Raw genomic sequence first — 14,187 nt, 5'->3', positions numbered from 1 at the left:
ACTTTTCACGGGTTCTGGAAAACCTCACTTCCATTCCCCGGCTTTTGGCAAGCTAGTTTTGATAGTTTGTAGTCAGGACTTTAGTGCTTAGAAAATCAGGACTAAAGTCCTGACTACGAACTTGTTTACACTGCTGCTGCATAGAGATTATCAAATAACTCATTTTGCTTTTCAGAGTTATGGACAATTTGCGCTTGAGCTAATGCTCCTGCACTTAAAAATTCATAATGTTCTCGTTTATCGCTTCTATCAAGAAATTGGATGATTTGTTGCAATGCTTGCTCTGCTAAATAATCGTAGGTGCTATTCAAAATTTCCCAATATTCATTACTCTTAGTTTTCTCTCCATGTAGCCAATTACTCCAGTGCCTAATTTCATTAATTGGTAATTCTAAAATATAGCCATTTTCCCCGTGATGAACAAACTCTGGTAAAGCGCAGACATTCGTCGTAATTGCAGGAGTGGCAACAGAAAATCCTTCGATGATACTATAGCCATAAGTATCATGTAATGTCGCCATTAATTGAAAATGACTTTGCGATAATAACTCAATAACTTTTTCATTAGAAATATTCTTATGAAAGACAACGTTATTTAGATTAAGTAACTTTAAATCCTCTATGTATTTGGTCTCATCGGGAAAATCCGTCGGTACTCCTGAACCACGTCCCAGCCCCGAAATTATATGTAGAGTAATAGGCAAACCTAATTTTTCTGCTTTTTTAGCGAGTCTTAAAGCAACAATCCCCCCTTTACGGGCAATGTGATTGCCGATAAATATAAGCTGGAGTTTTTGCTGTTCTTGATAAAGTTTCGATTGGTTAACTCTGACTGGAAAGTTGGGATGTATTACATCCACTTTCTTACTTACTTTTTCTTCTATCTTCCAACCTACTATTCGGTTAATTAATCTCAACTTGGCATAATCAGAGATAGCGATAATTTTTTGGCAGTTTTCTAATGCCAAACGATTATTTAATAACTCATAAATTGCCGCTTCACCTTGATTTTGAGGATTTCTATATAAAATACGATGATCCTCAAAGGTGAGAAACCAAGGTTTATTTGTGTATAAAATCTTGTTGAAAGAATGAATTGCTTGGTATCTTACCCATACAGGTTGCCACGCAATAAAGCTGCCTAAAGGATACCAAATTTTTTCTATCGGATATCTGCCTGCGGGAAAAGGCTTGGGGTGGATGAGTGTATGCCGAGAATTACGAGGTAAGTTTGGAATGCTGAGGTGTTTTTGACCTCCGATGATAACTTTTGCCATTTGATTTTATTTAAATTGTTTTTAGACGTTTTTTCTGGTTTTTGGGCTGAGGGTCGGCATCTTCCTTATCTTGTTTCTCCAGTTCTGGCAATTTAAAAAGAACTCCCGCAAAAAACCAATAATAGACAGCAACTGGATCGACATCCAGAGGATAGTAGTAGGTGTTGTAGCTAATAAACAATATAAACACCCACAAAGCTGCTCCGTAACTGCGGAAATTACGGTTCTTTATGGAGCGATAGGTTTTAAAGCCCATAATTGTTAAACTTGTTACCAAACCCAAAAAAGCGAGTACTCCAAGAATTCCCACTTCAAAAAGTACTTTGGGGTAATAGGTTTCCACAAGCTTAGTTTGACCCATTGCACGGGCAGAGTTCGTTGCTCGTCCTAAGCCACTTCCCAACGGACCGTCTACGTTTTTCCAATTTTCTGCAAATTGCTGGATGATAAAATCTTGAGGTGGTGAAGCATCCCAGCGACTGGTAAAACTCTCGGTTCTCTCTTGCACGAGAACAGGGTTAGTCACCATTGCAATTCCCAAAATCAAGGCAAGTCCTACACCTATGGGGATAAATCGTTTCAGGTTGCCAATTTGACCAGTAAGCAATAGCAAAATCACGAAGCAGGTTGGTACTAAAGCTAAGGCAATTCTTTGTCCAGAGATTACAGCATTGATAAAGACTGTAACTAAAGAACCTAAGCCGACCACCCGCCATATTAGGGAGGGATCGGTGAAGCCCGTGGCAAAGGTAAAAAAGGTGCTGGAAATTAAGAACCATGCCCACTGCCAAGGGGCTACAAATGTCCCTGGTAGGCGAACAACTCCTTCTTCGGGACTATATAAGAGCGCTCCACCAAAATAACACCGGGCATCTAGTGATGTGACAAATAGGGCATTTCCTTCAAGACCTCTAGTGCCATGACATACACCAGTTATTAGTAACAGGTATTGAATCAATCCCAGCACACAGCAAATCAGCGTCAGGGCAATCTGAAGACGGGATAAAAATAGAAAATCCCGCTTATCGCGAATTAGATAGTAGGCACAACCAATCAGGGGGACATAGCCTAAAAATACTTTCAGTCCCAGAATTCCCATTCCTAAGGGTATTTCTTTCTCTGCTTTTTCTAATAATCCGACGCTAGGCGGGTTAAACTGTTGGCCACCATTAACAAACAATAGTGTTAGCAGACTGCAACCCAATACAATGTAAAGTGGGATTTTAATGCCTTGGGGAATAATTATGGGTAGTCCCTGTTTTCGGCAAGTCTGCCAAAGTCCAATTAGGGCTGGAACATAAAAGGCATCCTTAGCTAATTGGAGTATGGGACTATTGCCCAAGTAGTAGGTGATAGTACCCCCAATAGGTACGTAAACGATGAAGGCATATAGGGCTTGGCGCGGGTATTTGTAGGAAAGGGAAATCACGAGTATCCCCAAGGCAGCAGGAACTGCTGCTTTAATTCCAGCGACGAAAAAAAGCAGAACACCAACGAAGACAGCAACAAAGCTGGCGGTGGTGAGTAAACTAGTGAGTTGTTTACGCCCTTGGGCTGCTTTGCGCTTTTGGGCTAACTGTTCTTTCAGGCTAAGGGTAGAAGTTTCCTTTTTAGCCTGCTTTTTCGAGTTTTTAGATTGCTGAGATTTTGATTTGAATTTTGGCATACTGGCACTGTAGCCGATCATTCTCAGAGAATCTATTATAGTTGACAAATTTCTTTGGATTGCTGTAGATTGTATAATCCGAATTCATCTCTAACTGATTGATTTAGTAATTTGCGATTAAAAATACTAAATCTCAATCTTTTTGAGTTATCAAAAAGATTCTCACCTGTTTCCAAAATATAAACTGCTCCGGGAAATGGTAATGATTTAATGTCTTGTGCTTTGTTCTTTAAAATATCTCTGACTTTGGCGTGGTCTATGTAATATCTATAGTATCCGTAGCCACGATTATATTCACCGATTTCGGGTAAATCATTCAAATCATATCTAAGAATGTTACAACTGCCGCACATTTTATAGAAGTTGCTTCTTTTTATATATATGTAATTACTACCTTCCTGATATTTATAACCTTTATTTATAAACCATCCATTAGAATCAGGGTGTTGTTGAATAAATTTAGCTAAGTTTTGACTCACACAATCGTCAGCATCAACTGTCATTGTGTGAGTAGGAGAAAATTGACGAGCATAAATCAATCCTTTTAACATTTTACGCCCTTTATCCGTGTCCCCCTTTGCTACAGGGTCAGTCTCATTGGCAGGGGAAAAATCAACTGTAATATATGTGATGTGAGAATGAGTGAATTCTATTCTGGGCTTTTCGTGACAAACAACAATAACGCGAAAGTTAGGTGAGGTTTGATTACAAACTGATTTAATGCATCTTTCAAATAATTGCGTAACACGCTCCCAGGAATTGGAAGCCTTTGCACTTTTGAGTGGGATAACAAAAACAAGCACTGTATTATACAAATAGCTAAGAATATCGAGGTAGATAATAACACATTACGAGTGACGCTAGGACTTGCCAATAAGAATGCACCAGTTGGCGATTGGCCTAATTGTTTTTACCTTTATCAAACAGAATTCAGGAGTCAGGAGTCAGGAGTAAGAATTCAGTTGGGTATTTTGACCGAAAAAGCGGATGAATAATCGGCGTTGTTGCACCCCCACCAAATCGTAGATTTGGTGGTGCAATAATTCAGTCGCGGGTCTAAATCCCTGACTGATAGCGAAGGTGAGAGCGTCTCTAAGAGGATGTCTGAAAAGTTTTTTCTATACAGCGAATGCTTAGAGATCCCCCTAAATCCTCCTTAAAAAGGGGGACTTTGAGACTCTTATTCCCCCCTTTTTTAAGGGGGGTTAGGGGGGATCAGCAAATATTTGATACTTCTCAGACATCCTCTAATACCAATTCTGTATGAAGATGCGCCAAACTACATGAGGAATGAACCGCAAAGGGCGCATACTCCTAGGTCGAAGCAAGCTACGCGCAGCGTCTCGTAAGAGTTGGACACAAAGAAAGAAAATTTGGCGCAGCCTCACAAAGAAATGGTATAAGAGTTGCGGTAGCGAGTCATCTGCCTACAACCCTTCTCCGAAAGGAGACGCTACGCGAACGGGCATCCTACGGTAGGCGCCTCCCTTTGCGAGAAGGGGAGACGCTTTACAGCAGATTGCGCTCTAATCGAATACACGTAGAGACGTAGCAGTGCTACGTCTCTACAAGGTTTTGGGTTTTATATATGTACTTCATTTACCTGAAATCTGCTTTAGCGCAACGAGCGTCTTGATTCTGACGCCTTGGCGGAGCGTCTCCGGCTCCCCTCGTGAATTCAGAATAGCTGAATTCTTCTTCAATATGACGAAAGACAAAAGCAAAAAAGGAGAACAACCCAAGTGGCTCTCCAGATCATCAAGGTGCATTTACTGAAATTATTTCTAATAATTTTATGAAGTTATCCGTAAATACCACAGAAATAAAATAAAAAAGAGAGCCACTTAAGCAGCTCTCCAGATCATCAGGGTGCATCTACTTACCACAGCATATCATTTTAGGTATGAGGGTTGTCACCAGTTTTTATATAAAGATTTTGTGAAGAAAGACCGGGAAAATACTTACTTGGGGGATTGGGCAAAATATTTAGGAGGATCTAGAACGCTTTGGTACTGAGAAGAGGGCTTTTCAAACATCCTCTAGCATATTTCTGCAAATATTAGCCCATACATATAAATAGAGACGCAATCATTACGTCTCTACAAACCACCTATTTAGCCTTATTAGGTGTCAATGCACCCAGCAAAACATCGTTGTTAACGCGTTGCTAATTAAATTATTCCTGGCCCTCTACCGCGCTTGTCCCCGTTTTGTGTCAACTTGCCTTCCTCGTCCTGATTAATTTCTCCAAGTTCTTCAACACGTTCCGCCGTATCTTCTGCTGCTTGTTCGCGTGCATCACCCGGTTCTTCATAGTACATTTCCGGTTCAACTGCATAGTTGTTTAACAAACCTTCTTTGTCTACGGTATAGCCGTCAGTGGTGCGGATACTTTCTGGATCGGTTTGGTCATTAGTAGATGCATCTGACTCCCCTTCTTCTGTGGGGAGTGTTTTATACCTATCTCCTTCTCTTTCCATTCGAGCAGCTGTTTCTGCTGGGATAATGCCGCGATCATAGGTATCTACTTCCGCTCGGTCAGATGAATCTATACCTTTATTAACTGCTTCATTAGCCATAATTTATGTCCTCGTTAAAGAATGTATTAAATAACTTCAAAACTAGATTAGGCTGTTTTTTATCTCTGAGCTACTATCTTTAGAAGTGACTTAAATTAAAATATAATGTGATGTTCTCTATCTTTTGATGTATCTAAAATAAGAATATTAATTCAGGTGATAGCGATTCTCATTTTTAGGGGCGAACAACTGTTCGCCTCTACTCAGAATTTGGTTGCTTAACAGACTAAGCTAATCGGCATTTTAACTTGCATAATCAAGGTGGGCAAGATGCCCACCCCACAAGATGTTGAGAAAATTTTAATATGCAGATTAGATGTGTTTTAGCTTACTAGTTTAACGGGCAGGAAATTTATTCGCCCACAAATTGATTTTTCAGGAATTGAATTTCATCAGCTAATTCTTGTCGAGTTGAAGCCTTCAGTAGATAACGAGAAATAAACCAAGTAGCGTAACCAATTCCAACTAACTCAAAGAGCGGTGATAGTAGTGGAATATCATTAATTGCATCTAGTACTGCTAGTACTATCTTAGCTGTAACAATGGCCGCCAAAATTAAAGCAACGGTTATTAGAGGCTGCTTGTAGTCTTGAAAAAAGCTACTTAAGTATTCGGGCAGTTGCTGCAAAAATTGAGAAATTTGTCTGCTAATTTGCTGCCATTGAGATTCAGGTTCAGAGGCTGGTGGTAACTTTGGCAAGTTTACAGTATCAGTACCTTCCAGTGCTAGCATACCTTGTGATAAGGAAGGGTTAATGGATTCACGTTGCTGTTGTTCGGTTTCCATAGTTTTTATTTTCGGCCACTACAAGAGTTTGTATAACTGAACATCAATAAATATAATTATTGATGTCGTCAGTTTTTAATTATGAGTAGTCAGTTATAAGTATAACTAACCACTAATATTGAGTAAGAGCATCTAAATTTATTTATGCTTACCTACTCGGTTTGATTTGTTGTTAGCTGCCTTAGCTTTTTGGTGGGGCAATAGTTGCTTTGACAACTACAATTTTGACACCTTTAATTTGCTTAGATAAAGGTTCAATTTTAGCTAACTCCTTCGCATTATTCACAGTTCCGCCAACGGTGATAGTCCCATCATCTGCGGCATTAACTGTTAGTTGACTCTTGGGTATGTTTGCCTCTAACTTGGAGCGAACTTCACTTGCTAGATCACCTTTAGCTCTCGTTGTATCGCCACCAGTGGTATTATTGCGCTGTTCTCGGGCGCGAATATCAGCATCCAGTTGTTTTCTACGGACTTCACTTTGTGCGTCTTGTTGAGATGCTTGTGTTACTTGTGCTGTGGGTGTTTGGGGAGCATCATTAGCATTATTGGGTGCAGATTCACTTGTTTTAGAAGCGTTATCACAAGCAGCGACACCAAAAACCAAAAGACCGCTAATTAAGAAGGGGGTTAGCTTTTGCATAGGTTTAATTCTGAATCGGAAAGTGAAATTTGTTGATATTTGCGGCAGAGGTGAGGAGCAAAGTTTCCAACTTATTGCTTCGGCAATTTTGGAGAATTAATCTGAGTTAAAACTACTTTGGGTTAAAGTATTTCATCACGACGGTCAACAATAACTACAGCAGGATCGTTTAGATCAGGCTCTGTTGAGTAATTGGTGCGATCGCTATTATGGGTTATTCGGTCGAAACCTGGGCGATGTTCACTGATCTCAGTAGCATCATAGATCGCAAATTCTTCAATGCCTCGATGTTTGAGAATCGCTTCCGCTTGGTGGATTTCAGCTTCCGTACCATCGATAATTACTAAGTAGTCGCCTCTTTGGAAGCGATCGCTATATACTCGCGCTCTATCTTCAGGAATTCCCAAGCCAACCAGTGCGCCAACAATACTCCCAGCTGCTGCACCGATGGCACCACCAGCCAATGTTGTCGCCAAAGCTGTGGCGACTGCGCCACCTGCAATCACCGGTCCGATTCCAGGAATTGCTAAAGTTCCAAGTCCAACTAATAAGCCAGTCAAGCCGCCTACAACTCCGCCTGTAGCTGCTCCAGCTTTTGCACCGTCGTCTGCTTTATTACCAGTACCAACGTTTCTGTCTACATCTATACCAGCGATCCCTTGACCGTTTGTATCTTTGGCAATGATGGAGACTCTATTTAAGGGAAAACCCGCATCTCGTAATTCTGTAATTGCTGCTTCTGCATCTCGACGATGAGAAAATACCCCGATCGCACGTTTAGTAACAGCACCATAAACAGGGGTTGGAGTGACATAATCAGCATTTACATTGCTCGCATCTGGGTTGTCGAAAATGCCAAACTCTTCCACACCCTGCTGATGTAAAATTGCTTCTGCTCTAACTATTTCTGTATCTGTGCCATCGAGGATGACTAAATAGTGTCCGCGCCTTACACGTTCGTCGTAAACTCTGGCTCGTTCTTCGGGAATTCCTAAACCAATTAATGCACCAAGCAAACTACCGGCGACTGCGCCAATACCTGCGCCAGCGAGGGTGGTAGCTATGGTAGTTGCTGCGGCTCCAGCCAGCATAATTGGCCCGATTCCCGGAATTGCCAAAGTGCCAAGACCAACTAATAAGCCAGTCAATCCGCCTAAAGCACCGCCTGTAGCTGCTCCGACTCTAGCGCCATCGTCAGATTTATCACCGACGCGATCGCGCACTTCAGCCCCAGCAATATCATCTTTGTCTCCATCCTGGGTAATGACAGAGACTCGGTTCATGTCAAAGCCGACTTTTTTCAATTCATGTAGCGCATGTTCTACATCTCGACGATTAGAAAATACGCCTACGCCACGTTTATGTAAACCTACAACCATTATCTTCTCTCCTCAGCCAAAATAAATTATTCACTAATCTATAGCTCCTAATAACCCTTATTAATACATATTTCTATTTAACTTTCATCAATCGCTTGGAAGAATTTTTATCTCTATCATTAGACATAGGTGTTTTTATCTAAATGAGTAAATTCATCTCAAGTCTACAATTTAATTCGGTTTACAAAAATATTTAGATATAAGTGATTCTACCCTTGAAGATTTTAGCGGTAATTTCACACCCAAAAGTATCGCTTTATATCTTCCAAATACCAACAGACAAAGATCCCCGACTTCTTGAAGAAGTCGGGGATCTTTTGATTTGTCACTCAGTTAGTTTCTAAATACGACTTTTGGCCAATAAACTTATTACCTAAGAAAGTGTCAGCTTATATCACTAATAATTAAGCTAAAAAATAAGCCATTTTCTAAATGGGTTTTTAATTGAGTGCAAGTGAGAAAGTCCTATGTTTCAAAGTTTTTTAAGTATTTTGGGATGGAACTGGTTGCCTTTTGGATTAGCGCCGATAACTTTAGCTCAAGAAGCACTAACTCCAGAAGAAACATCACTTCTTTTTTCTGGCCCTAAATTCTTGGTAGCATTACTGGCTGGGGTTTTGATGGCATTGGCCTTTCAATTGTTATTGACAAACTTTTCTCTCGCTATCGGAATTTCATCTTGGGAGATTGACTCAGATTCTAATGATGAATCAGAAGGTTTGGGTAAGACAATTCGGAAGGTTCAAGATAAAGCTGGTGCTTGGGCGTTGATAACCGCTAGTATTGCATTATTTATTGCTTGTTTTCTAGCAGTAAAACTTAGCTTAATTGAAAGTGCATTTTTAGGAGCAATTATCGGTGTAGTCATTTGGTCTGCCTATTTCTCACTGGTAATATGGTTGGGTTCATCGGCGGTAGGTTCTTTTATTGGTTCTATTGCTAATACTGTTACTTCTGGTTTTCAAGCTCTGATGGGTACAGCAACTGCTGGTATCGGTGCTAATGCTGCGAAAAAACAATTAGTTTCTACTGCTGAAGATATTACAGCCGCAGTACGGCGGGAATTTACTTCAGGTTTTGATACTGAAGGTATTACAAATACGCTCAAAAGTTCTTTAGGTTCTCTGCAACTACCAAAGCTGGATATCAAAGAAATTCGCAATCAATTTGACCAGCTTCTTAAAGATACAGATTTACAATCTGTTGGGAATAGTGATTTATTGCAAAACATTAACCGCCAAACCTTTATTGATTTAATCAGTAATCGGACAGATTTATCGAAAGAAGATATTAATGGCATTGCTGACCAATTTCAAGGTGCTTGGGAACAAGCTTTAAATCGCAAAAATCCCACAGAACAAGTAATTAATTTGCTTAAGTCTGCCACTCCCGAAGAACTGAATTCAGAGCAATTAGGTGAACGGCTTCAAGAACTGGTTACAGTCGGAGGTGGCAATGGTGTGATTAAACAAGCGATTCGATATGGCTTGAGTGCTGCTGCACCAGCAGTTCTGGAGCGAGTCAACCTTTCTAATATCGATGTGAACAAAATTACAACTCAGTTGCAAAAGCTGAAAGAAAAAGTTCAAGATGTCGATGTTGACCAAATTACAGAACAATTCAAAAAGTTTAGAGAGGAAGCAACTGAGCAAGTATCTGCGAAATTGCCAATATCACTTGAAAACGCGATTAAAGCAGATGTAGAAGAGTACATATTGAATTCCTTTCCTTGGCACTTTAACCGAATTACCCTAGTAGATGAATTTAAAGAAGTCATCTATGACGTAAACGCAGATCCGACAACTGTGAGACGGGAGTTGGAAGAATTAAATCAAGAATATTTTACCAACTTGCTGAAGCAACGGGGTGATATCAGCGAAGCCAGGGTGAAAGAAATTGCCGAACAAATGGAAAGCGATCGCTCGGAAGTTTTGGAAACTGTAAAACAGGCTCAAACGCGCGAAAAAGGGGAAGATTTCCGCAGCCGCATCGAAGATTATCTACGTTCAACGGGGAAAGAAGAACTTAATCCTGAAGGGATTGAACGAGATTTTGCCAAGTTGCTGGAAGATCCCAAAGCTGGGTTTGAAGATTTAAGTAGCCGCTTCGGGCAATTTGACCGCGATACTTTTGTCCAATTGCTCCAACAGCGTCAAGATATCAGCGAAGAGGAAGCTAATAATATTGTTAGTCAACTGGAACGCAACCGCGATAATCTCTTGAATAGTGCCAGAGAATTGCAAGAACAAGCAAAGGCGAAAGCTGATGAACTGCGCCAAAGGGTTGAAGAATATCTGCGGAACACTAACAAAGACGAACTGAATCCCGAAGCGATCAAACGTGAGTTTAGAGTTTTGCTAGACGATCCGCAAGCGGGAATTAGCCTTTTGACTTCGCGCCTATCCCAATTTGACCGCGATACATTGGTACAATTGCTCAGTCAGCGTCAAGACTTGAGCGAAGAACAGGTAAACCAAACTCTCGATCAGCTCGAAGCAGTCCGAGATAGTATTTTACAAGCACCGCAGCAAGCGAAAGAACAGTACGAAAAAACCACCAAAGCGATCGCCCAATATCTCCGCAATACCAACTTGGAAGAACTTGATCCAGAAGGGATCAAAGGCGATTTGGAAAAACTACTCGATGATCCCAAAGGTGGAGCCTTAGCACTGCGCGATCGCTTATCTCATGTTGATCGAGAAACCTTGGTTAAACTCGTAAGTCAGCGAGGAGACTTGAGCCAAGAGCAAGTTAATCAGATCATCGATCGCGCTCAAGATGCCATTGGTGATATTCTGAGAGCGCCACGACGGTTGGCAAAGCGTACTGCTCAACAAGCTGTAGATTTTGAAGGCAATCTCGAAGAATACTTACGTAATACCAATAAAGAAGAACTCAACCCAGAAGGAATCAAACGCGATTTGCAATTACTCCTATCTTCTCCCCGCGCTGGAATTGGGAATTTAAGCGATCGCGCCTCGAAATTTGATCGTTCTACAATTGTGGCGCTATTATCCCAACGAGAGGATATTTCAGAAGAGGAAGCTAACCGGATTGTGGATCAAATTGAGTCTGTTCGTAGTTCCATCGTCGAACAATTCCAGCAGATCCAGCAGAGAGTGCAATCAGTGCTAGATGGGGTTTTTACCAAAGTTCGTAACTATCTCAACTCGCTGGATCGTTCAGAACTCAACTATGAAGGAATTAAGCAAGACTTTGCGAAAGTGTTCGACGATCCACAAGCTGGATTTGAAGCATTGCGCGATCGCCTCAGTCAATTCGATCGTGACACCTTAGTTGCTGTCATCAGTTCTCGTGAGGATATTTCTGAGGAAGATGCTAACAGGATCATCAACCAAATAGAAGCGGCGCGGGATGGTGTACTGCAACGAGCCGAACGCATCCAGCAAGAAACCCAAAAACGCCTGAAAGCAATCCAAGAGCAAGCTAAAAAGCAAGCCGAAGAAACCAAAAAAACCGTTGCCAATGCTGCTTGGTGGATATTTGGGACAGCGATAACTTCCCTTTGTGCCAGTGTAATAGCAGGTGCGATCGCTGTCACTGGCATAACTCTACCTGGCTAAAATATCTCCCTCATCGGAAATTTTGAGAAAATATAAAGTGGTATTCAGTCTTTACAAACGAATGCCACTTTTTTTTATAAAGAAAATAAATCATCCCCAACGATATAACCTAAATATAGGCACAATTTTGATGCTTAAAACTGTTTCCTTTGCCCCTTTGGGAAAAGGAAATTTATACTTTTAATCAGCAACGTAGTTTTCTGATGATCAAGTCATGATAAAGTAATCATGAAGTGATCACTTTATGGTCATAAGGTGATCATGAAGTGATCATGAAGCGATCATGAAGTGATCATGAAGTGGTTTTTTTAACCTCTAAGTTTAGGAGAAACTCATTAATGGCACTCACAATAGATTTATTCGGCATTAGCAGCTTGAACATTAGCGGCAGTTCCAGTTCTTCTGCTTCTAGTAGTAGCAATGGCAATACTACTACTAGTACTACTACTACTACTGTTAATGGCAATACTATTTACGTTAAGACTATTAATGGCAACAGTACCCTTGTTGGTGGTAATAGCAACGATGTCCTTAACGCTGGTAATGGCAACGATAGCCTCGTTGGTGGTAATGGCAACGATGTCCTGACTGGCGGTAATGGCAAAGATACCCTTATTGGCGGAAATGGCAACGATGTCCTGACTGGCGGTAATGGCAACGATGTCCTCATTGGCGGTAATGGCAACGATGTCCTCATTGGTGGTAGTGGCAACGATGTCCTCACCGGAGGATCAGGTAACGATGTTTTCAAGTACAACTCAGTTTCAGATAGTACTCCTGTTTCACGGGATATTATCACTGACTTTGTTGGAAAGAGTAAGTTCGGAGGTGACAAAATCGATCTATCTGCGATTGACGCTAACTCCATTAAAGTGGGCAATCAAGCCTTCACTTTTATCGGGTCAAAAGCATTCACCGGAGCTGGTCAAGTCCGTTATGAAGGAGGCATCCTCGAAGCTAATATCAATGCCAATCTTGGCGCTGATTTTCAAGTTCGGCTTCTAGGAGCGCCACAACTAGTGGCAAGTGACCTTATCCTTTAATAGATAGACCTGCCTTGAAAATAAGGCAGGAGCCAGGAGGCAGGAGAGAATGAAAATATGTCTTTCCCGCTTCCTATTCCTCAGTCCCCAGTCCCTATTTTCAAGGCAAGTTCAGCATTGAAGAAGAATTCAGGTGCAAAGCTGGAGACACTACAACCGTAATCAGAATCAATTAGTGGGGGATGAGCGCACAAAAATGGCAAGTTTTATGGCGGGGATTTAGACCCCCGCCACAAAACTTAATTACGTTGGCTCATGCTTTTTCCTGTCCGCGTACTATTGGGGAAAAGCAAGCTACCCCCAGCGTCTCGTTGAGAGGGGCATTACAAATTATTCTAATAACCATATTTTTTCACATTTCAATTTGCATTGGTTTCATCGCGGCATCTATGCATGAAAAAACCAGGTAATAAAACAAACTACCCTAGGCAATACTATCACGATCTTGTAATTCCCATATAGATTAAAAAACTTTATCTGAACAAAGGTTTCGGATAGGTTCTGCCGATAGGAATAAAAGAAATTTACTTATTATTTCTTATAAGAAGAAAAAAATACTACTAAATGTAGTATCATACCATTGTTATTCTGAATACTGCAAAAATGTCCTAAAATATATGCAATTTTCTAGGAGAGAATCTGCTTGTTACCTAGCAGCCTAGTATTGGAACCTGTGAAGATTAAAGCACAAGGATCTAACATGACTATTGGCACAATATATATTGATGATGTTGGCATCAATATATATATCTAGTGCGTCTCAAATCTTCAGACTTAACAGCAAAGACCTATTCAAATCAGGTCTAGTTCAGTTATATCTTCCCACCCGTTATTTCTCGGCGTTGCTGAATAAAAGTGTGAAATTAAAAAATTCAATGCTTGAAACTGTTTCATTCTTAACTGACGTGTATTACAGGAGTATTTTATGAGCAGTGGAACATTTGGTTCGGCATTTGTCGCAAATAATAGTTTTAATGTCAACGGTGGCGGATGGACTAGCTTTGATCGCTTTCCTCGACAGGTTGCTGATGTCAACGGAGATGGTTTAGCTGATATTATCGGTTTTGGTCAGGATGCTGTCTTTGTATCTCTAGGTCAAAGCAATGGAACATTTGGTTCGGCATTTGTCGCAAGTAATAGTTTTAATGTCAACGGTGGCGGATGGACTAGCTTTGATCGCTTTCCTCGACAGGTTGCTGATGTCAACGGAGATGGTTTAGCTGATATTA

Annotated in this window: 10 protein-coding genes; 3 read left to right on the top strand and 7 right to left on the bottom strand. The window is 40.9% G+C overall.

Annotated elements, in window-relative coordinates:
• Positions 1 to 125: 125 nt before the first annotated feature.
• The 7 genes from V7K50_RS23660 to V7K50_RS23630 form a co-directional block, all read right to left on the bottom strand.
• A complete protein-coding gene (locus V7K50_RS23660) occupies positions 126 to 1,277 on the bottom strand; it encodes a glycosyltransferase family 4 protein (RefSeq protein ID WP_334964305.1) in 1,152 nt (383 codons plus the stop codon).
• Between the two features lie 10 nt (positions 1,278 to 1,287).
• Positions 1,288 to 2,943: a hormogonium polysaccharide biosynthesis protein HpsL gene (gene hpsL / locus V7K50_RS23655; protein ID WP_334964303.1), complete on the bottom strand. Its 1,656-nt coding sequence runs from the start codon at positions 2,941 to 2,943 to the stop codon at positions 1,288 to 1,290.
• Between the two features lie 35 nt (positions 2,944 to 2,978).
• Positions 2,979 to 3,746: a glycosyltransferase family A protein gene (locus tag V7K50_RS23650; RefSeq protein WP_334964301.1), complete on the bottom strand. Its 768-nt coding sequence runs from the start codon at positions 3,744 to 3,746 to the stop codon at positions 2,979 to 2,981.
• A 1,368-nt stretch (positions 3,747 to 5,114) separates the two neighbouring features.
• Positions 5,115 to 5,522 (bottom strand): hypothetical protein, encoded by a 408-nt coding sequence (locus V7K50_RS23645; protein WP_334964299.1) that lies wholly within the window; start codon positions 5,520 to 5,522, stop codon positions 5,115 to 5,117.
• Between the two features lie 352 nt (positions 5,523 to 5,874).
• Positions 5,875 to 6,309 carry a CAAD domain-containing protein gene (locus V7K50_RS23640; RefSeq protein WP_334964297.1) on the bottom strand — a complete coding sequence of 145 codons (435 nt, stop codon included), beginning with the start codon at positions 6,307 to 6,309 and terminating at the stop codon, positions 5,875 to 5,877.
• A 181-nt stretch (positions 6,310 to 6,490) separates the two neighbouring features.
• A complete protein-coding gene (locus V7K50_RS23635) occupies positions 6,491 to 6,952 on the bottom strand; it encodes a BON domain-containing protein (protein ID WP_334964295.1) in 462 nt (153 codons plus the stop codon).
• 122 nt (positions 6,953 to 7,074) lie between these two features.
• Positions 7,075 to 8,331 carry a histidine kinase gene (locus V7K50_RS23630; protein WP_334964293.1) on the bottom strand — a complete coding sequence of 419 codons (1,257 nt, stop codon included), beginning with the start codon at positions 8,329 to 8,331 and terminating at the stop codon, positions 7,075 to 7,077.
• A 467-nt stretch (positions 8,332 to 8,798) separates the two neighbouring features.
• On the opposite strand from V7K50_RS23630, the gene V7K50_RS23625 reads away from it, so the two are divergent.
• The 3 genes from V7K50_RS23625 to V7K50_RS23615 form a co-directional block, all read left to right on the top strand.
• Positions 8,799 to 11,915: an MFS transporter gene (locus V7K50_RS23625; protein ID WP_334964291.1), complete on the top strand. Its 3,117-nt coding sequence runs from the start codon at positions 8,799 to 8,801 to the stop codon at positions 11,913 to 11,915.
• 338 nt (positions 11,916 to 12,253) lie between these two features.
• Positions 12,254 to 12,958, top strand: a complete 705-nt coding sequence (locus tag V7K50_RS23620) for a M10 family metallopeptidase C-terminal domain-containing protein (protein WP_334964289.1) — start codon at positions 12,254 to 12,256, stop codon at positions 12,956 to 12,958.
• A gap of 925 nt (positions 12,959 to 13,883) precedes the next feature.
• A partial coding sequence (locus V7K50_RS23615) for an FG-GAP repeat domain-containing protein (RefSeq protein WP_334964287.1) occupies positions 13,884 to 14,187 on the top strand: 304 nt, incomplete at its 3' end.

The organism is Nostoc sp. (genome assembly GCF_036917135.1).
GTDB lineage: Bacteria > Cyanobacteriota > Cyanobacteriia > Cyanobacteriales > Nostocaceae > Nostoc.
The sequence above is the reverse complement of the archived record's forward strand: the minus strand, read 5'-3'. Positions and strand labels throughout refer to the sequence as shown.

What these genes read in the sequence shown, in the direction of transcription:
- V7K50_RS23660 (WP_334964305.1), bottom strand. Translation starts at nt 1,277, where the DNA reads ATGGCAAAAGTTATCATCGGAGGTCAAAAACACCTCAGCATTCCAAAC.
- hpsL (WP_334964303.1), bottom strand. Translation starts at nt 2,943, where the DNA reads ATGCCAAAATTCAAATCAAAATCTCAGCAATCTAAAAACTCGAAAAAG.
- V7K50_RS23645 (WP_334964299.1), bottom strand. Translation starts at nt 5,522, where the DNA reads ATGGCTAATGAAGCAGTTAATAAAGGTATAGATTCATCTGACCGAGCG.
- V7K50_RS23640 (WP_334964297.1), bottom strand. Translation starts at nt 6,309, where the DNA reads ATGGAAACCGAACAACAGCAACGTGAATCCATTAACCCTTCCTTATCA.
- V7K50_RS23635 (WP_334964295.1), bottom strand. Translation starts at nt 6,952, where the DNA reads ATGCAAAAGCTAACCCCCTTCTTAATTAGCGGTCTTTTGGTTTTTGGT.
- V7K50_RS23630 (WP_334964293.1), bottom strand. Translation starts at nt 8,331, where the DNA reads ATGGTTGTAGGTTTACATAAACGTGGCGTAGGCGTATTTTCTAATCGT.
- V7K50_RS23625 (WP_334964291.1), top strand. Translation starts at nt 8,799, where the DNA reads ATGTTTCAAAGTTTTTTAAGTATTTTGGGATGGAACTGGTTGCCTTTT.
- V7K50_RS23620 (WP_334964289.1), top strand. Translation starts at nt 12,254, where the DNA reads ATGGCACTCACAATAGATTTATTCGGCATTAGCAGCTTGAACATTAGC.